Here is a 22320-nt window from a genome sequence, read left to right on the forward strand (position 1 = left end):
AAAGGAATTTGCCATGACCACCCGCATCGACATGAACTGCGACATGGGCGAAAGCTATGGCGCCTGGACCATGGGCAACGATGCGGCGGTGCTGCAGTTCGTCAGCTCCGCCAACATCGCCTGTGGCTTCCATGGCGGCGACCCGGCCACCATGCGCAAGACCGTGGCGGCCGCGCTGGCGCGCGGCGTGGCGCTGGGCGCCCATCCCAGCCTGCAGGATCTGGCCGGGTTCGGCCGCCGCATCATCCAGATCAGTCCCGACGAAGCCTACGACATCGTGGTCTACCAGATCGGCGCGCTGGCCGGCGTGGCCGCCTCGCAAGGCGCCCGGCTGCACCACGTCAAGGCACACGGCGCCCTCTACAACATGGCCGCCAAGGACGAAGGCCTGGCGCGCGCGATCTGCCAGGCCGTCAAGGACGTGGACGCCTCGCTGATCCTGTACGGGTTGGCCGGCAGCAAGCTGATCGACGCCGCCCGCGCCATCGGCCTGGCCGCCGCCAACGAAGTCTTTGCCGACCGCTCCTACCAGGACGACGGCTCGCTCACGCCGCGCAGCCGCGCGGGCGCCATGATCGAAGACCTGGATCAGGCGGTGGCGCAGGTGGTGCGCATGGTGCGCGAAGGCAAGGTGCGCTCGGTGGACGGCAAGGACGTGCCGGTGCAAGCGGACACGCTCTGCATCCATGGCGACCAGCCAAACGCGCTGATCTTCGCCGACGGCATCCGCAAGGCGCTGGAACAGGCGGGCATCGAAGTCCGCACGCCCCCGAGGGCTTAGGCGAAATCAGACAGGCGCGGCCGGCTTAGGCGCGGCTGGCCTAGGCGCGATCTGCTCAGGCACGGCCGTAGCGTGGCGCGGGCTCTTCCGCGTCCTGCTGCGAGGCGTAGCGATAAGCCTCCAGCACGCCAGGCAGCACGTCCGCCAGATAGCTGCGCGTCATGTTGGCCGCGCGCTCGACATCGCGAGCGGCCAGCGCCTCGATCACGCCGCTGGTGCAGACCTGGATCCCGCTGAAAGGCATCGCTCGCCTGGCCAGCAGGTAGCGCAGCGGCTCGATCTGTTCGTAAAGCTTGCTGAGCATGCTGGCCAGCGGGGTATTGCCCGTGCTGCGGGCCGCGGCCAGATAGAATTCGCACGCCGCCCCGATAGCGGCTTGCGCATCGCCCGCGGCCAGCGCCGCCCCGATGGCGGCATCATGGCCGCGCAGCTCGGCCAGCAGCGGCGCCAGATCGTCGACCTCCGCCGCCTGGCGCAGGCAATAGGCTTCCAGCTCCGCGCGTAACAAGTAAAGGTGGCGGATCTGCGCTTCGGTGTAGAGCGTGACGCGGAAGCCCTTGCGCTGGATATGCGTGACCAGGCCGCTCAACTCCAGCAGGCGCAACGCTTCGCGGATCGGACTGCGGCTGGTGCCGAAACGCTGCTCCAGTTCCTGTTCGCGCAGCGGCTGGCCCGGCCGAATGGTGCCGTCCACGATCAATTCACGAATCTGTTCCTGCAGGAAATACGGAATCGTGGCGGGCGCTTTGATGTCCAATCGGCTCCCCCTTGTACTGCGCAATGCATGGTATGAGACCTAGTAAAGATACTAGAAATCTCTTGAAACATAAATAAGAAAATTGTTGCAGAGCGCCATGCCGCCCTGCTTTCAGTCCCAGTCGTCCCGATAAACGAACTTCGGCATCTGCCAATTGAAGCGCAGAGCCAGCAGGCGCACCGCCAGGCCCGCGGCCAGCGCGATCGGCACCGCGGCGTTGGCCGACAGGCCCAGGGCCTGCGCACCCAGGTACAGCCCGCCGGTCACGAAGGCCACGCTGGCATAGAGTTCCTTGCGGAACAGCAGTGGCACCTCGTTGCACAGCACGTCGCGCAACACCCCGCCGGCGCAGCCGGTGATCATGCCGCTGATCAGCACCACCGTGACCGGCAGCTGCATCAGCTGCGCCACCTGGCAACCGATGACCGTGAACGCCACCAGGCCCAGCGCGTCGGCCAGCAGGAACACGCTGCGCAGGCGCCGCATGACCGGCGCGATCAAGGCGGTGACAATCGCCGCGCCCGCCGTCATCCACAGGTATTCGGGATGGATCACCCAGGTCAAGGGGTAATGCCCCAGCAGCACATCGCGCAGCGAACCGCCGCCCAGCGCCGTCACGCAGGCGATGATGCAGACGCCCATCCAGTCCATGTCGCGGCGGCCGGCGGAAAGCGCCGCAGTCATCGCTTCCGCCACGATGGCGACGAGGTACAGCGTGTGCAGCAGAGTGGGCGACAGATCCGGGAACATGGGGCGGGCAATAGTTGAACTGGCCCCATTGTATTAAGCCCGCGCCGCGGTACACGGCCATTGCCTGCGCGCGCGTCATCCCTTACGCTCGACATTGCGTTGACATCGATCAAATCCCCCTCAGCAAGGCCGCGGGACAATAGGGACATGCCCGTAAGGGCGAATCGGCCGGAGCGCACGCACGCGGGAGTCGGCGGTCTGGCCATCACCGGGAGAGAACGTATGACACAGCAAACTGGCCCCATCCTGCTGGCGACCGACCTGAGCGCGCGCGGCGACCGCGCCCTGGACCGCGCGCTGCAACTGGCCAAGGAACTTGGCACCAAGCTCATCGTCCTGCATGTCATGGAATCCCATGCGACGCCGGCCCGCCTGACCACGCCGGTATGGCGGCGCCTGTCGACCGACCACAAGGCGCTGGCCGAGCGCGAGCTGGCCGAAGACCTGGCGGCGGCCGACGTGCAGACCGAAGTGGTGGTGGTCAGCGGCGACCCGTTGGTCCGCATCATGGAAACCGCCGACAGCTATGGCTGCTCGCTGATCGTCACCGGCACCGCGCGCGATGAAACGCTGGGCCGCCTGTTGCTGGGCACCACGGTGGAAAAGCTGGCCCGCCAGGCGCGCCAGCCGGTGTTGGTCGTCAAGACCCGCCCGCGCCGGCCGTACCGCGACGTGCTGGTCGCCACCGACTTCTCCGCCGGCTCGCGCCAGGCGCTGCGCGCCGCACTGCAGTTGGTGCCGAACGCCGACCTGACGCTGTTCCACTCCTATGACGTGCCGTTCCAGGGCAAGAACGTGCCGGACGACGCCATCACGCGCAGCTTCTATCATGCCGCCGAACAGAGCGCCCAGGAGTTCATCGCCGAAACGCCCGAACTGGCCCAGGTTGCCGCCCCCAAGGTGGTGCTGGAATGCGGCCAGCCGGAAACCGTGCTGTCGGAGTACTCGTTCAACCACCGTTCCGACCTGGTCGTGACCGGCACCCACGGCCGCACCGGCATCCTGCGCACCGCCATCGGCAGCGTGGCCGAACGGCTGCTGGAATCCCTGCCCAGCGACGTGCTGATCGTCCGGTTGCTCGGCGAGGAATAAGTCGATCAGAGCATGAAAAAACGGCGCCTCGGCGCCGTTTTTCTTGCTTGCAGACTTTGTGCGAGGGCGGACGCCGGATGAATATCCTAGGCCTCGTCGCCCTGCTTCTCCATGGTCTCTATCGTGCCGCGCAGCACATGCAGCAGCACCAGTCCGGGCAGTGCGATCACCACCGTCAACAGAAAGAAGCCGGGCCAGCCCATGGCTTCAACCAGCGGCGGCGTGAGCGGCCCTGCCAGGTAGGTGCGGCCCACGGCAGACAGCGCCGACAGCAGCGCGAACTGGGTCGCCGAAAACTGCTGGCGGCACAGCGCCATCAACAGGCCGACGAAGGACGCCGTGCCCAGCCCGCCGCAGAGGTTCTCGATGCCCACGCCCGCGGCCATCAGCCAGAGGCTCTTGGGGCTGACGGCGATCAGCCAGTACGCCAGGTTCGATACCGCCTGCAAGAGGCCGAAAGCCATCAGCGAGCGGTACAGGCCCCAGCGCGACATGAGCGAACCGCCCGCCAGCGCGCCGATGATGGTGGCCGCCAATCCCAGCACCTTGTTCACCGTGCCGACTTCCGTCGGCGTGAAGCCCGCCCCGCGGATCAGGAAGGTGGTGGACAAGGCCCCGGCGAAAGCGTCACCCAGCTTGTACAGCACGATCAGCAGCAGCACGGCCAGCGCCCCGCGCCGCGTGAAGAACTCGCGCAACGGCTCGCCCACGGCTTCGCGCAGCGTGCGCGGCGGGCGTGCGACGTGCTCCGGCTCCGGCGCCCAGAACGTGGCCAGCGCGCATAACAGCATCAGGCCGCCCATCAGCACATAGGTGTTGCCCCAGCCTATCCACTGGTCCGCCAGGATCAGCGCCAGCCCGCCCGACACGATCATGGCCAGCCGGTAGCCCATGACCTTGATGGCGGCGCCGGCGCCGCGCTCGTCCTTGCGCAGCACGTCGGTGCAATAGGCGTCGAAAGCGATGTCCTGCGTGGCCGACAGAAATGCGACCAGCACGGCCAGCAGGGCCAGGCTCTGCAGCGTGGAGGACGGCGACAAGGCGCCCATCGCCATGATGGCCACGGCCAGCAGCAACTGAGTCAGCAGCATCCAGCCGCGGCGCCGGCCCAGCAAGGGCGGCGCATAGCGGTCCACCAGCGGGGCCCAAAGGAACTTGAGGGTATAGGCGCTGCCCACCAGGGTCAGGAAACCGATCTGCTGCAGCGGCACGTTTTCCACCGTGGCCCAGGCCTGCAAGGTGCCGCTGGTCAGGGCCAGCGGCAATCCGCTGGCAAAGCCCAGGACCAGCAAAGGCGCCACGCGGGGGCTGGTGTAGACGTTGGATGCTGCGGAAATAACGGTCTCCTGAAACGCGCCGCCGCGCCGGCCAGGCGCCACGGGCTTGCGGCATTCTAGGGCCTGGCGACCCGCGGTACAAATCGGAAACTTACTAAATTTCAGGGCGAAGCAAAGCGATACACCGCCAGAGTGCTGCGCCAGCTGGGCAGCAGTTTCACCTCGCGCTCTTCGTTGAAGGTGGCGCGTTCAAGGATGCTGAGGCGCACCTCTCCGGCCAATTGCTCGAAGTCCCGCAGCGTGCACAGATGGATGTTCGGCGTGTTGTACCACTGGTAAGGCATCTGGCCCGTCACCGGCATGCGGCCGCGCAGGATGGCCCAGCCATGCGGCCAGTAGCCGAAGTTAGGGAACGACACCACGCCGAAGCGCGCCACCCGCGCCATTTCGCGCAGGATGTGCTCGGTCCGGTGCATGGATTGCAGGGTCTGCGACAGCACCACCGTGTCGAACTGCTGGTCATCGAACAGCGCCAGCCCGTCTTCCAGGTTCTGCTGGATTACTTCGACGCCGCGCCGCACGCAGGCGATGACGCAGTTGTCGTCGAGTTCCACGCCGGCGCCCCGCACCTGCCGGTGGTCGCGCAAATGCGCCAGCAGCGCGCCGTCGCCGCAGCCCAGGTCCAGGACGCGGCTGCCGGGCTCGATCCAGCTGGCGATGCGCGCCAGGTCTGGCCGCAGGATGCTTTGCGCGGGGCGAGGAGTCACGGGAGTCATGCTGCGCGTCCTTCGGTCTGGGCAGCATCGCCGAGGCCGAGCTCGCGCGCGATGCGTTCGTAATAGCCGCGAACCACGGCATGGTAGCGGGCGTCTTCCAGCAGGAAGGCGTCATGGCCATGCGGCGCGTCGATCTCGGCGTAGGTCACCGGGCTGGCGTTCTTAAGCAGCGCGCGCACGATTTCGCGCGAGCGTTCCGGCGGAAAGCGCCAGTCGGTAGAGAACGACACCAGCAGGAAATCTGCCTTGGCCGGAGCCAGCGCGCGGGCCAGGTCGCCGCCGGTGGTACGCGCCGGATCGAAGTAGTCCAGCGCGCGCGTGATCAGCAGATAGGTGTTGGCGTCGAAGTAACGGGTGAATTTCTCGCCCTGGTAGCGCAGGTACGACTCCACCTCGAACTCCACGTCGTAGCCGTAGTGGTAGGCGCCATTCTCGGCAGGAGCGCGCTGGGCGCGGCCGAATTTCTCGGCCATGTCGTCATCGGACAGATAGGTGATGTGGCCGATCATGCGCGCCACCGACAGGCCGCGGCGCGGCACCGTGTCTTGCGCGTAGTAATCGCCGCCGTGGAAATCCGGATCGGTGATGATGGCGCGGCGCGCCACCTCGTTGAAGCCGATGTTCTGCGCCGACAGGCGCGGCGTGCTGGCGATGACCACGCAATTGGCCACGCGGTCCGGCAGCGTGATGGCCCAGCTGAGCGCCTGCATGCCGCCCAGCGATCCGCCCATCACCGCCGCGAAACGTTCGATGCCGAAGTGGTCCGCCACCCGCGCCTGCGCCCGCACCCAGTCCTCCACGGTCAGCACCGGGAAAGCGGCGCCCCAGGGCTTGCCGCTAGCCGGATTGATGCTGGCCGGGCCGGTCGAGCCGAAGCAGGAGCCCAGGTTATTGACGCCGATCACGAAGTAGATATTGGTGTCCACCGGCTTGCCGGGGCCCACCATGTTGTCCCACCAGCCGACATCGCTGGGGTTGTCGGCCGCCTGGCCGGCTACGTGGTGCGAGGCGTTCAGCGCATGGCAGATCAGGACCGCGTTGCTGCGCTGGGCATTGAGCGTGCCGTAGGTTTCCACGGCCAGCTCGTAGGCGGCCAGCGACTGGCCGCTGAGCAAAGGCAGCGGCTCATCGAAACGGATGAAGGTGGGAGCGACGAGGCCGACCGAACCGGGATCAACGGCGTCGGAAGTCGTGACGGGTGCGGGTACGAACCCGCTGGCCGAATCACCGGCCAAATTCTGGGCAGGAGTGGTCATACGGACCTCTTTAGCTGGATTTATTGGAAGGCGCCCGCAAGCGGATCAGGCAAATCGGCGCCGAAAAATTTGGTACTGCGGCAGGAATTCTAGCACTGCTGACGCGCGCCGCAACGGCGGGCGGCATCGCCAGCCCGCCGCCCGCATGCCGCGGCCGTTCAGGCGCCGGCCTCCCAGGGCTCCTGGCCCAGGTACTCGTAGCTCTCGGTATTCACCCGCGATATGCGCCATTCCACCGCCTGCCGCTTGTAGGAAAACGCCACGCGGCGGATCTCCAGCAAGGGGCTGCCTTCGGCCACGCCCAGCGCCCGGGCATGAGCGCGTTCGGCCACGCAGGTGCGCAGGCGCTCGTCGGTCGCGATCACGTTCACGCCGAACACGTCCTGATACAGCGCATACAGCGTGCTGGCGCGGTCGCGCAGGTGCGCTTCGGCCATGCCCGGAAAGCAGGATTCCGGCAGGCAGATCTCGTCCATCATCACTACGTCGCCATTGAGCGACAGCACATTGATGAACTCGAACACCATCGCGCCCACAGGCAGATTCAGCTTCTCGCGCGCGATGGCCGAGGCGCGCACGCGGCGAAAGCGCAGCAGCTCGGTCGCGGGATAGGACTTGTCGCCGTCCTGGCGCACGATGCGGAAGAACTTGAAGAAATGGTGGTTGCGCGTATGCACGGCCACATAGGTGCCGCGGCCCTGATGGCGCACCAGGATGTTTTCGGCCGCCAGCTCGTCGATGGCCTTGCGCAAGGTGCCGATGGATACGCCGAAGCGCTCCGCCAGCAGCTTTTCGGGCGGGATCGCCTCGCCCTGCTTCCATTCGCCCTGCGCCAGCGCGGCCAGCACGGCCTGCTTGACCTGCGCGTACAAGGGACTGCCCAAAGGCACAGTCGAGGACAGGCTGGTATTCATGGGTGCATCGCAAAAATCAGGAGCCCCCAGTGTAGCGGCGGGGACGGACCCTGCTCAAGTCATACAATTCATATATATGATTTAGTTGACATGAGCGAAACCGGGTCCTAAGATTTCCTGGCCGTAGCGATCCGCGCCCCCGCGCCCCAGCCCAAGAGAGGAAGACAAATGATTCACGCCGTATTGCACGATGCCAAGGACACGGTGGCGGTCGCCGTGGTGGAAGGCGTCACCGCCGGAACCGAACTCAACGCCTGGATCATGGATGAAGACAAGATCATCCACGTGCGCGCCTCGCAGGACATCCCCATCGGCCACAAGGTGGCGATGAAGGACATGGCCGTGGGCGACACCGTCTTCAAGTACGGCGTCGACATCGGCCGCGTGGTGGAGCCCATCCAGGCCGGCCAGCACGCCCATGTGCACAACATCAAGACCAAGCGCTGGTAAGCCCCCCACCCCGCACAGGAATCCACCATGTCCATCATCACCGCCTCGACCACCTTCCAGGGCTACCGCCGCGACAATGGCCGCGTCGGCGTCCGCAACCACGTCATCGTCCTGCCGGTGGACGACATCTCCAACGCCGCGGCCGAAGCCGTGGCCAACAACATCAAGGGCACGCTGGCCCTGCCTCACCCCTATGGCCGACTGCAATTCGGCGAGGACCTGGAACTGCACTTCCGCACCCTGATCGGCACCGGCTGCAATCCCAACGTCGCCGCAGTGGTGGTGATCGGCATCGAGGAAGGCTGGACCAAGCGCGTGGTGGACGGCATCGCCGCCACCGGCAAGCCCGTCATGGGCTTCAGCATCGAACTGCACGGCGACCACGACACCATCATGCGCGCCTCGCGCTGCGCCAAGGAGTTCGTGCACTACGCCACGGCCCTGACGCGCACCGAATGTCCCATCGCCGATCTGTGGGTGTCGACCAAATGCGGCGAATCCGACACCACTTCCGGCTGTGGCGCCAACCCCACCGTGGGCAATGCCTTCGACAAGCTCTACGGGCTGGGCTCCACCCTGGTCTTCGGCGAAACCTCGGAACTGACCGGCGGCGAACACATCGTGGCTGAGCGCTGCGCCAACGACGCGGTGCGCGAGCGCTTCATGTTCATGTTCAACCGCTACCAGGCCATGATCGACCGCTGGAAGACCAGCGACCTGTCGGAATCCCAGCCCACCAAGGGCAATATCGCCGGCGGGCTCACCACCATCGAGGAAAAGGCGCTGGGCAACATCCAGAAGATCGGCAAGCAATGCCGCGTGGACGGCGTGATCGACAAGGCCGAGATCCCGGACGGCCCCGGCCTGTGGTTCATGGACTCGTCCTCCGCCGCCGCCGAAATGGTGACCCTGTGCGCGGCCTCGGGCTACGCGGTGCACTTCTTCCCCACCGGCCAGGGCAACGTCATCGGCAACCCGATCCTGCCCGTCATCAAGATCTGCGCCAATCCGCGCACGGTGCGCACCATGTCCGAGCACATAGACGTGGACACCAGCGGCCTGCTGCAGCGCGAAATCGACCTGAACCAGGCCGGCGACAAGTTGCTGGAATGCATGCTGGCCACCGCCAACGGCCGCTGGACCGCGGCCGAAGCGCTGGGCCACCGCGAATTCGTGCTGACCCGCATCTTCGAAAGCGCTTAATCGCGCCTGTCGTCCCCGGCAACGGCGTGTCCGCATGCAGAAGTGCGGACGCGCCGTCCTGCCGCCCAGTATCCCCCTCAGCATCGTCTCAAAACAACACCAGCAGACCCGGGCGGCATCCGCCACGGCAGCACAGGCGGTTGCATTCCTACCCGGGCGCCACCCAAGGAGGAAGACAGATGAACAGCGAATACGATCTCCATCCCGACGCCGCGCAACGCCGGCGCCTGCTCGCCGCCCTGGGCGCCGCCGGCCTCTGTGCCCTGGCGCCATGGCAGCGCGCCCTGGCGCAGAAGGCCTGGCCGGAACGGCCGATCAACTACGTGGTGCCCTTCCCGCCCGGCGGCCTGACCGACGTGGCCGCGCGCCAGGTCGGCAAGGCCCTGAGCGACGCCGAGCGCTGGAACGTAGTGGTGGAAAACAAACCCGGCGGCAGCGCCAACATCGGCGCGGCGCACGTCTCGCACGCGGCGCCCGACGGCTATACCTGGCTGGCGATCACGCTGTCGCACGCGGCCAACGCCACCCTCTTCGCCGGCAAGGCGGGCTACGATCTGACCCGCGACCTGACGCCTCTGGCGGGGCTCGCGTCCTCGCCCATCATGGTGGTGGTCAATGCCAAGAGCGACATCAAGAGCATGGCCGACCTGGCGAAGGCGGCCCGCTCGAAGTCGCTGTCGGCCGGATCCAGCGGCAACGGCACGCCGCCGCACCTGACGCTGGCGCTCTACCAGAAGCTCACCGGCGTGCCGATGATGCACATCCCCTACAAGGGCGGCGCCCCCTCCCTCACCGACCTGATAGGCGGCCACCTCGACGTGGTGTTCTCCAACTATCCAGAGTCGCTTGCGCATGTGAAGAACGGCTCCTTGCGAGCGCTGGCCATCACCACCCGCGAACGCAGCGCCGATCTGCCCGACGTGCCCACCGTGAAGGAGGCTGGCCTGCCCGACCTGATCGTCGAGAACTTCACCGGCGTGCTGGCGCCGGCGGGCACGCCGCCCGAACTGGTGCAACGCATTGGCGACGCCATCGTGCGCCAGGTCTCGCAGCCCGCCATGAAGCAGGCGCTGCTGCAGTTGGGCTTCGTGCCGCAGCCGCGCGGCCCGGCGGAGTTCGGCGCCTACCTGAAATCCGAGGTGGACCGCTGGGCCAAGATCATCCGCGACGCCAACATCCAGATCGCCTGACCACCGTGGAGTCCCTGCCCATGCATATCCTCATCTCCGAGTTCATGGACGCGCCCGCGGTCGACGCGCTGCGCCAGCGGTTCAACGTGCGGTACGCGCCTGAACTGGTGGAACAGCGCGATGCCCTGCTGGCGGCGGCGGCCGAGGCCGACGGCCTCATCGTGCGCAACCGCAGCAAGGTGGACGCAGCCCTGCTGCAGGCGGCTCCACGGCTACGCGCCGTGGGCCGCCTGGGCGTGGGCTTGGACAACATCGACCTGGAGGCCTGCGCCGCGCGCGGCATCGCGGTCATCCCGGCCACCGGCGCCAATGCGCGCGCCGTGGCCGAATACGTCATCGGCACGGTGCTGATGCTGCTGCGCGGCGCCTATGCGTCGACGGCCGAGGTCGCGGCGGGCGCGTGGCCCCGCAACGCGCTGTCGCAGGGCCTGGAAGCGCACGGCCGCACGCTGGGCATCGTCGGCTTCGGCGGCATAGGACGACTGACGGCGCGCCTGGCGCAGGGGCTGGACATGCGCGTGGCCGGCTGCGATGCGGCGCTGCCGCCGGACCATCCCGCCTGGCGGGAAACCGGCGTCACCCCCGCGCCGCTGGATGAGCTGCTGGCCCGGGCCGATGCCGTCACCCTGCATCTGCCCCTCACGCCCGGCACGCGGCGGCTGCTGGACGCCGGCCGCATCGCGCGCATGCGGCCGGGCGCGGTGCTGATCAACACCTCGCGCGGCGGCATCGTGGACGAAGCCGCGCTGGCCCAGGCCCTGCGGACCGGTCATCTGCGCGGCGCCGCGCTGGACGTGTTCGAACAGGAACCGCTGCCTGCGGGCAGCCCGCTGGCGGACGCGCCCAATCTGATCCTGACGCCGCATATCGCCGGCCTGACGCAAGAAGCCAACACCCGCGTTTCCGACATGGTGGCCGCCGGGGTGACAATGGCGCTTACCGGCGGCGACCGATGAAGCCACACGGCCCGGCGCCCGCCCTTGAAGAGAAGGATATGGCTCACATCTATCTGGACGAATTGCAACTCCTGGCGGCGGCAGGCCTGGCCGCCGCCGGCGCCAACGCGCCCATGGCCGACAGCACGGCGCGCGCGCTGGTCTTCGCCGAAAGCCAGGGACTCAGCTCCCATGGCCTGTCGCGCGTGCCTTTCTACGCCGGGCACCTGCGCGCCGGCCGCGCCATCGGTTCGGCCGTGCCGCGCATCGTGCATGAACGCGGCGGCGCGGCGCTGATCGACGCCGGATCCGGACTGGCCTTCCCCGCCTGCGCACTGGCTGTCGAACAGGCCGGCCTGCGCGCCCGGGAGCATGGCGTGGCCTTCATCGGCGTCGGCAACAGCCACCACTTCGGCGAAGCGGGCTATCACCTCGAAGCCCTGGCCGACCTCGGGTTGGTGGGGCTGGCGCTGAGCAACTCGCCCGCCGCCATGCCTGCCTGGGGCGGCAAGCGGCCACTCTTCGGCACCAACCCCATCGCCGCCGTCTTTCCCCGGCGGGGCGGCGCGCGCCTGGTGATCGACCTGTCGCTGTCGCAGGTCGCGCGCGGCAAGCTCATGATCGCGGCCCGCGACAACCAGCCCATCCCGCTGGGCTGGGCGCTGGACGCCGACGGCCAGCCCACCACCGACCCCAAGGCCGGCCTTGCCGGCAGCATGCTACCCGCCGGCGGCGTCAAAGGCGCAATGCTGGCGCTGATCGTCGAACTGCTGGCTTGTGCTTTGACCGGCTCGCACTTCGGCTTCGAGACCGAGTCCTTCTTCGTCGACGCAGGCGGCCCCGCGCGGCTGGGCCAGGCCTTCATGGCGATCGACCCCGGCGCGCTGGCCGGCAACAACACCTACCTGGACCGCGTCGAAACACTGGTCGACGCCATGCTGGAAGACGAAGGCGTGCGTCTGCCCGGCGACCGCCGCCGCAAGCTGCGCGACGAAGCGCTCAAACACGGCGTGGACATTCCCGACGCGTTGATGGCGCAATTGCGCGCGATGGCGGGTACGGCGTAGGCCGTTTCCCGCGACGCTCGCGGGGACACGCAATTGTCGCGGCAGCGTCGCGGCAATCGTCCCGAGCTCAAGCCCCGCGGCTGAACCACAGGATCACCGGCGCCAGCAGCAGAAACGCCACGGTCGACACCAGCACCGCCCCCGCCGCGGTATCGCCCTGCGTCGTGTAGCGCTTGACGTACATGTAGCTGACCACCGCGCAGGGCATGGCCATCTGCAGGCTGAGCGCGCCGGCCAGCACCGGTTCCAGGTCCAGCGCCCATACCACCGCCAGCCCCGCGGCCAGGCCCACAACCAGGCGGATGGCGGCGACCTTGGCGCCGTCGCGCAGGCCGTTGGACGGAATCAGCGCCAGGGCGTGGCCCAGGCTCAGCAGCATTAGCGGCACGGTCACCGCGCCCAGCATGCGCGAGGTCTCGATCACCCACTCGGGCACCGGCACATGCATGAGTCGCAGAGCCACGGCGACCAGGGACGCCAGCAAAATCGGACTCTTCCAGCTGCCCTTGGTGTTCACCCCCGGCAGCAGACGCACCGCGATGGTGTGCATGACGAAGGAGCTGACCGCGAAGAACGCGACCGCCACCGACAGGCCGGCGTCGCCAAAAGCCATCTGCGAAATCGGCAGCCCCAGGTTGCCGGCATTGGGCAGGAACGCCGTGGGCAGCAACGTGCGCACGGGTAGCTTGCTTGCCTTCAGCAGGAGCGCGCATGCCAGCGCGCACAGCAGCAGCGCCAGCAGGGTCGCCACTGCCACGTCGGCCAGCGCGCGATCGTCCAGGTGGGTGGTGACGAAGGTGTGGAACACCAGGGCTGGCGTGGTCACCGAGGTCACCAGCATGGTGATGAAGGAGCCGCCGAACGGCAGATCCCGCTTGCCCCAGTACACCCCTATGCCCGCGCAAAAGAGCAGAGGCAGCATCAGCACGATCGACGAAAAATAGAACTGCACGACGGCGGACATGCGCTTATTCCGTTAGAGATAAGAGGATTGATGCGCGAAGGCATCATCGCTTGCCGGGCGGCCTGTCCGGACGGCAGCATGAGGCAACTCGTCAATCGCCGGGCTTTTGCCCCCCATCGCCATGCCAGCCACCGCCCACTCCGCCACGCCCCCGGCCATGAACCCGGCCACGCCCCCAGCCATGGGTTCAGCCTTGAATCCGGCAACCAGTCCGACCCAGGCCATCAAGCCCCTGTCGGAGCGCCAGGCCAGCTGCCTGCACTGGGCCGCCATGGGCAAGACCAGCTGGGAAACCGCCCGCATCCTGGGCGTCAGCGAAAGCACCGTGAATTTCCACCTGTGCAACGCCTGCGACAAACTCGGCGTGCGCGGCCGGCGCGCCGCGGTGGTCGCGGCACTGAGGTTGGGCCTGATCCAGCCCGTCACGGCTTGATGACGACGGAACGCAGGAACTCTTGCGCCCGCTCGGCCGGCAGGCTTTCCACGGTGCCGGCCGCCACGGCCTCGATCAGCATGGTGTCGGTCACCCAGACCCTGGCGCGCAGCCAGCCCGGCTTGCCCATGGCCTTGCCCTGGACCTCGATGTCCTGCCCATAAGGCGGCCATTCATTGGGCGGCGGCGCCTGCATGTTGGCATAGAGCGAATGCATCAGCGCCATGCCCAGCGCCTGCCTGGCGGCCGGATCCTTCGCGATGTCGGGCGGCAGCGGCGCCGAACCCACGGCAAAGACCGCTTCGCCCACCGTGGCGCTGGCCAGGGTAAAACGCAAGGTATGGGTGTCCAGCTTCAGGTCGCGGGTGTCGGTCGTGACCCGGTCCGGAAACGCCGCGCGCGCGTGGCCGTCGGCCACGTCGACTTCGCGCCAGTTGTAACTGGGCGAGCAGGCCGTGATCAGCAGGGCCAGCGCGGCAATCGCGCCGGCTTTCTTGAACATGAAACGAAACAGCGATGAAATCGTCATTACGGACCTGGACTGTCTATTCATTTCGAGGAAGCCAGAAATTGTCGCCGATTTCAATGACCCCCGCGCCAGACGGCACTCCCTTGGCCAATTATGTCTGGCCCGCCGCCCCCAATGTGGCCCCGCCGGTCGTCGGTCCGGGCACTCCCAGTATCTACCTGCTGCACGGGCTTAGCGAGCATGCCGGACGCTACGACCGGCTGGCGCGCTGGCTGACCGCCCGCGGCTGGACCGTGGGCGCCCATGACCATCGCGGCCACGGCCGTTCCGGCGGGCGGCCCGCCACCCTGAGCCGCGAGGACGACCTGGTCGTCGATGCGGTCGACCGGCTGCGGGCCTGGACCGCCGCGCACGGACGTCCGCCCATCCTGCTGGGCCACAGCCTGGGCGCCCTGGTCGCGGTGCGGATCGCGCTGCGGCGCATGGCCGAGATCGACGGCCTGGTGCTCAGTTCGCCGCCTTTCGTGGTGCACGTGCCTCCCTGGGTGCGGCGCACGCTGACCTGGATGTCCCTGCATGCGCCCGACCTGCGCGTGCCCCACGGCCTGGCGCCCGCCCGCATCTCCCACGATCCTGCCGTGGTGAAGGCCTATCGCAGCGATCCCCTGGTGCGGCGCCAGATGACGGGGCGCCTGGCCCGCTTCGTGGACGAAGGCGGCCGCGAGTCCCTGCGCGAAGCCCCGCTCTTGGCCTGTCGCACCCTGCTGATGGTGGCTGGCGATGACTCCATCGTCGCCGCCGAGGGCAGCCGCCAATTCGCCCAGCGCGCGCCCGCCGAACTGCTGACCCTGCGCTGGTACGACACCGCCTGGCACGAGATTTTCAATGAAACCGCCCCCATCGCCGACCCGGTCTACGCCGACCTCGACGAGTGGCTGGCGCGCACCGCCCAGGCATTGTCCCTGTCCCCAGTATTGACTCCCTCGGCACAGGAGGCCGGCACCCCGTAAAATCCGGCGACAGACCCAAACGAGAAGAACCCGTGACTGATACTGCCGCCAACCGCCTCTCCCGCCTGGAGGCCAACCGATCGCTGCTGACCCAGACCCTGCGGGGCATCGAAAAGGAAGGCCTGCGCGTGGACGAGCAAGGCGTCCTGTCCCGCACGCCGCACCCCGCCGGCCTGGGATCGGCGCTGACCAACGAACACGTCACCACCGACTATTCCGAATCCCTGCTCGAACTCATCACGGGCACGCACACGGACGTCGACGCGCTGCTGGCCGAGCTGACCAACACCCATCGCCACGTCTACAGCGTGCTGGACCATGAACTGATCTGGAATCAGTCCATGCCAGCCACCCTGCCACCCGAAGCCGACATTCCCATCGCCTGGTACGGCAAGTCCAACACCGGCATGCTCAAGCACGTGTATCGCCGCGGCCTGGCCGTGCGCTACGGCAAGACGATGCAGTGCATCGCCGGCGTGCATTACAACTTCTCGCTGGCCGAAGAACTGTGGTCCGTGCTGGACACTCAGCCGGGCAGCATCCAGGACCGCCGCTCGCGCGGCTACATCGGCCTGATCCGCAACTTCACGCGCTATTCCTGGCTGCTGATGTACCTGTTCGGCGCCGCCCCGGCCCTGTCCAGCGATTTCCTGCGCGGGCGCGAACATCCGCTGCAAAAACTGGGCGACAGCACGCTGTACCTGCCCTACGCCACCAGCCTGCGCATGAGCGACCTGGGCTACCAGAACAAGGCCCAGTCGCAGCTCAAGCTCTGCTACAACGACCTGGACACGTTCCTCGGCCGCCTGTACGACGCGGTGACCCAGCCCTGGCCCGATTACCAGAAGATTGGCACCAAGCGCGACGGCGAATGGATCCAGCTCAACACCAACGTGCTGCAGATCGAAAACGAGTACTACTCCAGCATCCGCCCCAAGCGCGCCACCGGCCGCTGCGAACGCCCGATCACGGCGCTGACCGAGCGCGGCGTGCAATACGTTGAAGTCCGCTGCCTGGACATCGACCCGAACTCGCCGGTCGGCATCGACGCCGACACCGGCCGCTTCGTCGATGCGTTCCTGCTGTTCTGCACCACGTCCGACAGTCCCTTCTTCCCCGCCAACGGCTACTGTCAGCGCAGCGCCGACAACTTCTCCACCGTCGTCAAGGAAGGCCGCAAGCCTGGCCTGATGCTGGACCGCGAAGGCCAGTCCATCGGCCTGGCGCAGTGGGGCCACGAACTGCTGGACCAGATCGCGCCCTATGCCGCGCTGTTCGACTCCGCCCTGGGCGGCAGCGCCTATGCCGAAGCCCTGGCGGCCCAGCGCGCCAAGCTCGACCAGCCCGACTCCACGCCATCGGCGCGCCTGCTGGCCTCGCTGACGGAGAGCCGCCTGTCGTTCCATGACTATTCGCTGGACCTCAGCCGCAAGCACGCCGACGCGCTGCGCGCACAGGCCCTGCCGGCCGACCTGGCTGCCGCCTATGAGCTGGCCGCCGCGCAGTCCACGGCGGAGCAGCAGCGCCTGGAGCAATCGGATACCGAGGATTTCGATACCTACGTGGCCCGCTACCACGCGGCGCTGAAGGCCCCGCGCAAATAAGGCGTATCGTTAAGGTTTTGATCCGCGCCGGCCGCCTGCCGGTCGGCGCGGACCGCTCTGACACCTCAGGAGGTTTTCCCCATGCGCCGCACCGCAACATTCCTGCTGGCCTTGGCCGCCAGCGTGGCGGGGATCGTCCATGCCGCGCCGCCGCCCATGCAGACCGTGGAATCGGTGGACCTGAAGCGCTACGCCGGCATGTGGTATGAAATCGCGAATTTCCCCATGTTCTTCCAGCGCGATTGCGTGGGAGACACCACCGCCGAATACACCGCGCATGCCGACGGCACGGTTGGCGTGAACAATCGCTGCCGCACCAAGGACGGCGACATCGACACCGCGTCCGGCACTGCCACGGTGGTGGAAGGCAGCAACAATGCCAAGCTCGAAGTCTCGTTTTTCAAGCCGTTCAAGGGCGACTACTGGGTGATCGGCCTGGATCCCGAATACCGCTGGTCGGTGGTCGGCACCCCGGACAGGAAGTACCTGTGGATCCTGTCGCGCTCGCCGCAGCTGCCCAAGGAAGAACTGGATAAGGCCCTCGACGCCGCCAAGGCCCAGGGCTACCAGCTGGACGAACTGCGGTATACGCCGCAAAAGTAGGACGGGCCGCGGCGCTTACCCTGCGTAATCCCGCGCCAGCCTCACCACCGTCACGCCCGGCTTCAACTGGCGCAAGGACGGCATCACCAAGGTGCACCGGTCGTAGGGCGTGACGATGGGCTGGCCATCGGCCCAGCCCAGGGTCGAACCGGCCTGCTCTAAGGTCTCCAGGCCCGTCCAGGGCTCGGAGAAGCGCAGGTCCATGGACGGCGCGACCACCGCGTCCGTCACTTCCAGCACGCGCTGGCTTTCAGCGTCCGGCAGCAGCCAGCCCGCCGGTACATCCCCGGCATCCGCCACGCCCGACTCCAGCAGCATGCGCGCCACCATGTCGCGCGCCACGTCGCGCGCGGCCGGGTCGCCATGGAAGCCACATTCGATCAGCAAGGCGCAAGCGTCATCACAGGCTAGGTCGCCGAACTGGCCGAAGTCGCGCATGCGCACGCCGTCCTTGTGCCCCGCGTCCACGATCACGTGCTGCGGCGCCTTCAGGCGGCGCGCCAGCGCGATGTTGCGCGGCAGGACGCCCGTCAGCAGCAAGGGCGCGCCCGGCTCATGCATGGAATGCAGGTCCAACAACCAGTCTGCGCGCTCCACCCAGGGGCGCAGTTCGGCGCCGCGCTGGCGATCCGGGGTGGTGGGGTTGTCCAGGCGCTCGGCGCTCCAGACGCGGTTCATGTCCTCGGCGACGAAACGCGACGCATCGTGGCGGGCGTGGTCGAAACGGTCGAACGCCTCCAGGTTGCAGAATGCCAGCGTCAGGCTGCCGCGGCGCGGCCGCAGGCCCGCCGCCAGCAAGTCCTTCAAGGCCCAGGCGCCGCACAGCTCGTTGCCATGCACCAGCGCGGACACCATCAGCGCGCGCCCCGGAAGGCCTGAATCGAAATGCCACACGCCAGGGGTGCCGGTGTTGCCGGCGCGCTCGGCGCTCAGGTCGGGTACGGGAAGCTTGAATTCCATGAATATTGTCCGCTGCGGTGCTCGGGTGTTGCGATGACTGGATTTCGAATCACTGGGCTTCGATCTTGGCGGCCTTGACCAGCGCGCCGTACTTCTTGGTTTCCTCGGCCTGATAGGCCACCGGATCCAGGCCCGGCTGCGACAGCACGCCGCCGGCTTCCTGCATCTTGGCGCGGAACTGCTCCGACTTCAGCGTGTCGGCCAGCGCGCTGCGCAGCTTGGCGGCCACGGGCTCGGGCAGGCCTGCTGGGCCGTAGAGCGCGAACCAGACGCTGATGTCCACGGCTTCGAATCCCGGCGTTTCCGCCAGGGCCGGCAGATCCGGCGCCACCGGCGAACGCTTCTTCTCCGTCACGCCCAGGGCCACGATCTTGTCGCCGCGCACTTGCGGCAGGCCCGAGGACAGCACCAGCATGCCGTAGTCCAGCTGGCCGCTCATCAAGTCCGTCACCAGCGGCGCCACGCCGCGGTACGGCACGTGCTCGGCGCGCGTGGCGGTCGACTGGTTGATCATCTCGCCGGCCAGGTGCAGGGTCGTGCCCACGCCGGAGGAACCGTAGTTGAAGCTGCCGGGCGCGGAGGCGCGCAGCTTCTGCAGATACTCGGCGGCAGTCTTCACGCCGGAGTTCTTGCTGGCGGCCAGCAGCATCGGCTGCGAGGCGATCACTCCCAGCGGCAAGAAGTCCTTCACGCTGTCGTACTTGACGGCGTTGTTGATCATGCTGGCGATCACCATTTCATTGGTCGAGCCCAGCAGCAGCGTGTAGCCGTCGGGTGTGGCTCGCGCCACGCGCTGCGCGCCGATGGTGCCGCCGGCGCCGCCGACGTTCTCGACCACCACGCTCTGGCCCAGGCGCTTGGCCAGCTCTTCGCCGAACAGGCGCGCGGTCAGGTCCACGCTGCCGCCCGCCGGATAACCGACCACCAGCGAGATGGCGCGTTCGGGATATTCGGCGTGCGCGGAAGGCGCCGCGGCAAACGCGGAGACGGCACAGAGCGCGGCTAGCGCGCCGCGCAACGGATGCAGGACGGATTTCATGTTTTCTCCCTGGGGTGCTGTGGCGGACGGCGGCGCCGTCTCATTCGATGTTTCGGGAGCTATTCTCGGACGTACACCAGGGACATCCCGTGCCAAGTCAGCACATCTTGGTGCGGATTCAGCACGCGCCGGCAATGCATCAGACGGATTTCAGGCCTTGCGGCTGGCCGTGGCTTCCCAAGCCGCTTCGGCCAGGTCCGCCAGCCGCGCCCGCGAGCGGTACAGCCGCACCTCGAAGGAAATCTCCTCGCTGCGGCCACCCAGGGCAGCCAGCGCGCCGCGACGGCAATCCGCCGCCACCATGGACCAGGGCAGCCAGGCCACCCCCAGCCCCTTGGCGACCGCGCCGTGCGCGGCATCCAGCGAATCGCTGCGCAAAAAGGGCGCCAGGGCATAGGGCGTGGCCTCCAGGCGGTCGCCGACGATGCGCTCCATCGCCAGGCCGCCCGCGTAGGTGATCAATGGCACGGACGGTCCGCCTTCCTGCAGCGCGTAGCGCGGCCGGCCACGGGAATCCGCCTGGCTGACCGGCACCAGCTTGTCCGTGCCCAGCGTCATGTAGCGGTAGCGTCCGGGACTCAGCTGCACCGACAGAGCCGGATGCTCGTAGCAGCACAGCAGGTCCACGCGGCCCTGCTCCAGCCGGGCCGCCATGTCCTGCATCATGCCGGTGGACAGCTCGACCTGCGTGCCCTCGGTCAGCACCTTGGGCGCGCGGTGGCGCAAGCGCGCGATCCAGTCCGCCACCAGCGTGCGGGCCAGGCTGCGGCCGGTGGCAATGCGCAGCACGGCCTCGCCGCCCGCGCCGAAGCTGCGGATGCGGTGGCGCACCTGCCCCATCTGCTCCACCACCTGGGTCGCTGTCTTCAGCAGAGCCTCGCCCTCTGCGGTCAGGACCACGGGCAGGCGCTGACGCTCGATCAGTGGCGCGCCAGCCCAGGCCTCCAGCGTGCGGATGCGCCGGCCGAAAGCAGGATGCGTGACGTGGCGCAGCTCGGCCGCGCGCACGAAGCTGCCGGTCTGCGCCAGCGCAATCAGGTCTTCAAGAAGTTTCAGGTCGGCCATGGGCGCCAAGCTTACGCCATCGCCCCCCCGCTCACCTTGCGCCCAACCCCATCATCGCCAGGGTGGCGCGGGTCAGGTCGCTGTCCGGGTCTTCCAGTTCATTGACCAGGTCGAAGTGATTGCAATGCGGCGTCGGGATGCGGGTGGACGCCAACCCCGCGGCATTCCAGGCGGCTTCATAGGCCGCCGTCTGGTTCTTGAAGCCCTGGGTCTCCAGCCCGCCCACCGCCAGCAGCATCGCGCCCGCGCGTTCCGGCAGATGGAAGATCGGGCTTTGGTGCGCCGCCTGCTCAGGCGTCAGCTGCAGCCAGGTGTTCGGCAGCACGTCGCACAGGGGTCGCAAATCGAACAGCCCGCTGAGCGCCAGCGTGCCCTTGATCACGTCGTCCGGCACGCCATAGCGCGCCGGCCAGCCGGGCGCGACCAGCATGCCGGCCAGATGGCCGCCCGCCGAGCTGCCGCTGACGTAGATCCGCTCGGGGTCCACGCCATAGGCCGCCACGTTCCGGTACAGCCACGCTACGGCGGAACGCACCTCGCGCACCACCTCGCCCAGGGTGGCCTCGGGCACCAGCGTGTATTCCAGGGTCGCCACGGCGGCGCCCGCGGCGTTGAAAGCTTCGGCCATGACTGGCGCGTCTTCCTTGCGCTGCGCGCGCCAGTAGCCGCCGTGGATGAACACGAACAGCGGCGCGGGCGCCTGCGAGGCGGCGGGCAGAAACAGGTCCAGCCTTTCGTCCTGGCCCATGCCGTAGCGCAGGTCCAGCACGCCGGGGCGGCGGGTGCGCACCCGCGCCGAGGACTCGGCATAGCGGCGCACGCAGGCGTCGAAATCCGGCACCGATTCGCGTGCGTTGTACTGCACCTCGCGCTCGGCGATGGTGGGGAAGAAAAGGTCGATGTCGGAGTTATGCATGCCTGGCCTGCGATTGGGGCTGGGAAATGATGCGTTCGATGAACTGCGCGGTCTTGCGGTAGTGCGCGGCCAGCATGGCGACCGAGCCTTCCACGTCGCGCGAGATGGCGGCGTCCAACAACTGGCGGTGCTCGTCGTCGACGCTGCGCTCCGGCCCGTACGCCGTTGCACCAGCGCGCGCCGGGCGGCGGTAGCGCTCGGTCTGCGCATAGAGCTGGGTCGACAGGTCCAGCAGCCAGTGGGAACGGCACGCGCCGATCAGCGCGTGGTGGAACTCCAGGTGACGCGCCTCCAGCAACTCGTCCAATTCTTCGGAAGGCGCGGTGGCGGCCTCGGCGCGTTGCGCGGCCAGGGTCAGCGCATGGTACGCGCCGACCAGCCGGGTTTCCCAGGCGTCGTCGGCATTGGCCAGCGATCGGCGCAGCGCGTCGCAATCGATCAGGATGCGGGTTTCACAGGCATCCCACATTTCCTCGACCGACAAGGGCGCGATGCTGAAGCCGCGCGAGGTGGTGCTGATGACCATGCGTTCGCTGCGCAAGCGGTTGAGGGCTTCGCGGATGGGGGAAAAGCTGCTGCCGTAGCGCTGCCTGAGCAATTCCAGCCGCAAGGACTGGCCCGGCGCGAAGGCGCCGCGCATGATGTCGCGCCGCAGCAGGCGATAGACCTGCTCGGACAGCGTGATTTCCTCCACGCCGGCGCTCCCGTCCGATCCGGGATCGTCCTGGCGGGAAGCTTTGATTCTAGGCTTCAAGATGGTCTCCAGATGTCAGCGGACAGCCCGCCGATCCGCGCTCAGGCGGCCCATT

Annotated in this window: 24 protein-coding genes and 1 riboswitch; of the genes, 11 read left to right on the forward strand and 13 right to left on the reverse strand. The window is 67.7% G+C overall.

Going from position 1 to position 22320, the window contains the following annotated elements; translation table 11 throughout:
* Window positions 1-13 precede the first annotated feature (13 nt).
* A complete protein-coding gene (locus tag WBB14_RS05425; RefSeq protein WP_424238908.1) occupies window positions 14-781 on the forward strand; it encodes a LamB/YcsF family protein in 768 nt (255 codons plus the stop codon).
* Between the two features lie 55 nt (window positions 782-836).
* On the opposite strand, the gene WBB14_RS05430 is transcribed toward WBB14_RS05425, so the two are convergent.
* A complete protein-coding gene (locus WBB14_RS05430; protein ID WP_424238909.1) occupies window positions 837-1538 on the reverse strand; it encodes a GntR family transcriptional regulator in 702 nt (233 codons plus the stop codon).
* A gap of 111 nt (window positions 1539-1649) precedes the next feature.
* A complete protein-coding gene (locus WBB14_RS05435) occupies window positions 1650-2288 on the reverse strand; it encodes a trimeric intracellular cation channel family protein (RefSeq protein ID WP_424238910.1) in 639 nt (212 codons plus the stop codon).
* Window positions 2289-2510: 222 nt separating this feature from the next.
* On the opposite strand from WBB14_RS05435, the gene WBB14_RS05440 reads away from it, so the two are divergent.
* Window positions 2511-3380, forward strand: a complete 870-nt coding sequence (locus WBB14_RS05440; RefSeq protein ID WP_424238911.1) for a universal stress protein — start codon at window positions 2511-2513, stop codon at window positions 3378-3380.
* Between the two features lie 86 nt (window positions 3381-3466).
* Here the strand turns inward: WBB14_RS05440 and WBB14_RS05445 are convergent, their stop codons facing one another.
* From WBB14_RS05445 to WBB14_RS05460, 4 genes are all read right to left on the reverse strand, one after another.
* Window positions 3467-4717, reverse strand: coding sequence for a muropeptide transporter (locus WBB14_RS05445; protein ID WP_424238965.1), 1251 nt, complete (start codon window positions 4715-4717; stop codon window positions 3467-3469).
* 101 nt (window positions 4718-4818) lie between these two features.
* Window positions 4819-5433 (reverse strand): methionine biosynthesis protein MetW, encoded by a 615-nt coding sequence (gene metW, locus WBB14_RS05450; RefSeq protein WP_424238912.1) that lies wholly within the window; start codon window positions 5431-5433, stop codon window positions 4819-4821.
* Window positions 5430-6689 (reverse strand): homoserine O-succinyltransferase MetX, encoded by a 1260-nt coding sequence (gene metX / locus WBB14_RS05455; RefSeq protein WP_424238913.1) that lies wholly within the window; start codon window positions 6687-6689, stop codon window positions 5430-5432. The genes metW and metX overlap by 4 nt, the downstream gene beginning before the upstream one ends.
* Window positions 6679-6760, reverse strand: a riboswitch (SAM riboswitch). Its footprint overlaps the gene before it by 11 nt.
* 87 nt (window positions 6761-6847) lie before the next feature.
* Window positions 6848-7603, reverse strand: coding sequence for a GntR family transcriptional regulator (locus WBB14_RS05460; RefSeq protein ID WP_424238914.1), 756 nt, complete (start codon window positions 7601-7603; stop codon window positions 6848-6850).
* Window positions 7604-7771: 168 nt separating this feature from the next.
* Here WBB14_RS05460 and WBB14_RS05465 point away from each other — a divergent pair, with 168 nt between their 5' ends.
* The 5 genes from WBB14_RS05465 (at window position 7772) to WBB14_RS05485 (ending at window position 12448) form a co-directional block, all read left to right on the forward strand.
* Complete coding sequence (locus tag WBB14_RS05465) at window positions 7772-8053, forward strand: UxaA family hydrolase (protein WP_013391229.1); 282 nt, start codon at window positions 7772-7774, stop codon at window positions 8051-8053.
* A gap of 27 nt (window positions 8054-8080) precedes the next feature.
* Window positions 8081-9256 carry a UxaA family hydrolase gene (locus WBB14_RS05470; protein WP_424238915.1) on the forward strand — a complete coding sequence of 392 codons (1176 nt, stop codon included), beginning with the start codon at window positions 8081-8083 and terminating at the stop codon, window positions 9254-9256.
* Window positions 9257-9435: 179 nt separating this feature from the next.
* Window positions 9436-10446, forward strand: coding sequence for a Bug family tripartite tricarboxylate transporter substrate binding protein (locus WBB14_RS05475; protein WP_424238916.1), 1011 nt, complete (start codon window positions 9436-9438; stop codon window positions 10444-10446).
* A 20-nt stretch (window positions 10447-10466) separates the two neighbouring features.
* The gene (locus tag WBB14_RS05480; RefSeq protein WP_424238917.1) at window positions 10467-11402 is read left to right on the forward strand and encodes a hydroxyacid dehydrogenase; all 936 of its coding nucleotides are present in this window, start codon (window positions 10467-10469) and stop codon (window positions 11400-11402) included.
* Window positions 11403-11440: 38 nt separating this feature from the next.
* The gene (locus WBB14_RS05485; RefSeq protein WP_424238918.1) at window positions 11441-12448 is read left to right on the forward strand and encodes an Ldh family oxidoreductase; all 1008 of its coding nucleotides are present in this window, start codon (window positions 11441-11443) and stop codon (window positions 12446-12448) included.
* A gap of 67 nt (window positions 12449-12515) precedes the next feature.
* Here the strand turns inward: WBB14_RS05485 and WBB14_RS05490 are convergent, their stop codons facing one another.
* Complete coding sequence (locus WBB14_RS05490) at window positions 12516-13412, reverse strand: AEC family transporter (protein ID WP_424238919.1); 897 nt, start codon at window positions 13410-13412, stop codon at window positions 12516-12518.
* 181 nt (window positions 13413-13593) lie between these two features.
* Between WBB14_RS05490 and WBB14_RS05495 the strand changes: the two genes are divergently transcribed.
* Window positions 13594-13845, forward strand: coding sequence for a helix-turn-helix domain-containing protein (locus WBB14_RS05495; protein ID WP_424238966.1), 252 nt, complete (start codon window positions 13594-13596; stop codon window positions 13843-13845).
* Here WBB14_RS05495 and WBB14_RS05500 read toward each other — a convergent pair.
* Window positions 13835-14374 (reverse strand): hypothetical protein, encoded by a 540-nt coding sequence (locus tag WBB14_RS05500; RefSeq protein WP_424238920.1) that lies wholly within the window; start codon window positions 14372-14374, stop codon window positions 13835-13837. The genes WBB14_RS05495 and WBB14_RS05500 overlap by 11 nt on opposite strands.
* A 56-nt stretch (window positions 14375-14430) precedes the next feature.
* Here WBB14_RS05500 and WBB14_RS05505 point away from each other — a divergent pair, with 56 nt between their 5' ends.
* From WBB14_RS05505 to WBB14_RS05515, 3 genes are all read left to right on the forward strand, one after another.
* Window positions 14431-15324: a lysophospholipase gene (locus tag WBB14_RS05505; protein ID WP_424238921.1), complete on the forward strand. Its 894-nt coding sequence runs from the start codon at window positions 14431-14433 to the stop codon at window positions 15322-15324.
* Window positions 15325-15356: 32 nt separating this feature from the next.
* On the forward strand, window positions 15357-16928 hold the full coding sequence (gene gshA, locus WBB14_RS05510) for a glutamate--cysteine ligase (RefSeq protein ID WP_424238922.1): 1572 nt from the start codon (window positions 15357-15359) through the stop codon (window positions 16926-16928).
* An 81-nt stretch (window positions 16929-17009) separates the two neighbouring features.
* Complete coding sequence (locus WBB14_RS05515; RefSeq protein WP_013391219.1) at window positions 17010-17531, forward strand: lipocalin family protein; 522 nt, start codon at window positions 17010-17012, stop codon at window positions 17529-17531.
* A gap of 15 nt (window positions 17532-17546) precedes the next feature.
* Here WBB14_RS05515 and WBB14_RS05520 read toward each other — a convergent pair whose 3' ends face one another.
* The 5 genes from WBB14_RS05520 to WBB14_RS05540 form a co-directional block, all read right to left on the reverse strand.
* Window positions 17547-18491, reverse strand: a complete 945-nt coding sequence (locus WBB14_RS05520; RefSeq protein ID WP_424238923.1) for a succinylglutamate desuccinylase — start codon at window positions 18489-18491, stop codon at window positions 17547-17549.
* A 49-nt stretch (window positions 18492-18540) separates the two neighbouring features.
* Complete coding sequence (locus WBB14_RS05525) at window positions 18541-19530, reverse strand: Bug family tripartite tricarboxylate transporter substrate binding protein (protein WP_424238924.1); 990 nt, start codon at window positions 19528-19530, stop codon at window positions 18541-18543.
* A 150-nt stretch (window positions 19531-19680) separates the two neighbouring features.
* Entirely contained in the window at window positions 19681-20595 is a 915-nt protein-coding gene (locus WBB14_RS05530; protein ID WP_424238925.1) for a LysR family transcriptional regulator, read from the reverse strand.
* Between the two features lie 31 nt (window positions 20596-20626).
* Window positions 20627-21511 carry an alpha/beta hydrolase gene (locus WBB14_RS05535; protein ID WP_424238926.1) on the reverse strand — a complete coding sequence of 295 codons (885 nt, stop codon included), beginning with the start codon at window positions 21509-21511 and terminating at the stop codon, window positions 20627-20629.
* Window positions 21504-22265, reverse strand: coding sequence for a GntR family transcriptional regulator (locus tag WBB14_RS05540; protein ID WP_424238927.1), 762 nt, complete (start codon window positions 22263-22265; stop codon window positions 21504-21506). The genes WBB14_RS05535 and WBB14_RS05540 overlap by 8 nt, the downstream gene beginning before the upstream one ends.
* Between the last annotated feature and the right edge of the window lie 55 nt (window positions 22266-22320).

Source organism: Achromobacter sp. (assembly GCF_049647645.1).
In the GTDB taxonomy this organism is placed as follows: Bacteria; Pseudomonadota; Gammaproteobacteria; order Burkholderiales; family Burkholderiaceae_B; genus Achromobacter.

What these genes read in the sequence shown, in the direction of transcription:
- WBB14_RS05425 (WP_424238908.1), top strand. Translation starts at nt 14, where the DNA reads ATGACCACCCGCATCGACATGAACTGCGACATGGGCGAAAGCTATGGC.
- WBB14_RS05435 (WP_424238910.1), bottom strand. Translation starts at nt 2,288, where the DNA reads ATGTTCCCGGATCTGTCGCCCACTCTGCTGCACACGCTGTACCTCGTC.
- WBB14_RS05440 (WP_424238911.1), top strand. Translation starts at nt 2,511, where the DNA reads ATGACACAGCAAACTGGCCCCATCCTGCTGGCGACCGACCTGAGCGCG.
- metW (WP_424238912.1), bottom strand. Translation starts at nt 5,433, where the DNA reads ATGACTCCCGTGACTCCTCGCCCCGCGCAAAGCATCCTGCGGCCAGAC.
- metX (WP_424238913.1), bottom strand. Translation starts at nt 6,689, where the DNA reads ATGACCACTCCTGCCCAGAATTTGGCCGGTGATTCGGCCAGCGGGTTC.
- WBB14_RS05460 (WP_424238914.1), bottom strand. Translation starts at nt 7,603, where the DNA reads ATGAATACCAGCCTGTCCTCGACTGTGCCTTTGGGCAGTCCCTTGTAC.
- WBB14_RS05465 (WP_013391229.1), top strand. Translation starts at nt 7,772, where the DNA reads ATGATTCACGCCGTATTGCACGATGCCAAGGACACGGTGGCGGTCGCC.
- WBB14_RS05470 (WP_424238915.1), top strand. Translation starts at nt 8,081, where the DNA reads ATGTCCATCATCACCGCCTCGACCACCTTCCAGGGCTACCGCCGCGAC.
- WBB14_RS05475 (WP_424238916.1), top strand. Translation starts at nt 9,436, where the DNA reads ATGAACAGCGAATACGATCTCCATCCCGACGCCGCGCAACGCCGGCGC.
- WBB14_RS05480 (WP_424238917.1), top strand. Translation starts at nt 10,467, where the DNA reads ATGCATATCCTCATCTCCGAGTTCATGGACGCGCCCGCGGTCGACGCG.
- WBB14_RS05485 (WP_424238918.1), top strand. Translation starts at nt 11,441, where the DNA reads ATGGCTCACATCTATCTGGACGAATTGCAACTCCTGGCGGCGGCAGGC.
- WBB14_RS05490 (WP_424238919.1), bottom strand. Translation starts at nt 13,412, where the DNA reads ATGTCCGCCGTCGTGCAGTTCTATTTTTCGTCGATCGTGCTGATGCTG.
- WBB14_RS05495 (WP_424238966.1), top strand. Translation starts at nt 13,594, where the DNA reads ATGGGTTCAGCCTTGAATCCGGCAACCAGTCCGACCCAGGCCATCAAG.
- WBB14_RS05500 (WP_424238920.1), bottom strand. Translation starts at nt 14,374, where the DNA reads ATGACGATTTCATCGCTGTTTCGTTTCATGTTCAAGAAAGCCGGCGCG.
- WBB14_RS05505 (WP_424238921.1), top strand. Translation starts at nt 14,431, where the DNA reads ATGACCCCCGCGCCAGACGGCACTCCCTTGGCCAATTATGTCTGGCCC.
- WBB14_RS05515 (WP_013391219.1), top strand. Translation starts at nt 17,010, where the DNA reads ATGCGCCGCACCGCAACATTCCTGCTGGCCTTGGCCGCCAGCGTGGCG.
- WBB14_RS05520 (WP_424238923.1), bottom strand. Translation starts at nt 18,491, where the DNA reads ATGGAATTCAAGCTTCCCGTACCCGACCTGAGCGCCGAGCGCGCCGGC.
- WBB14_RS05525 (WP_424238924.1), bottom strand. Translation starts at nt 19,530, where the DNA reads ATGAAATCCGTCCTGCATCCGTTGCGCGGCGCGCTAGCCGCGCTCTGT.
- WBB14_RS05530 (WP_424238925.1), bottom strand. Translation starts at nt 20,595, where the DNA reads ATGGCCGACCTGAAACTTCTTGAAGACCTGATTGCGCTGGCGCAGACC.
- WBB14_RS05535 (WP_424238926.1), bottom strand. Translation starts at nt 21,511, where the DNA reads ATGCATAACTCCGACATCGACCTTTTCTTCCCCACCATCGCCGAGCGC.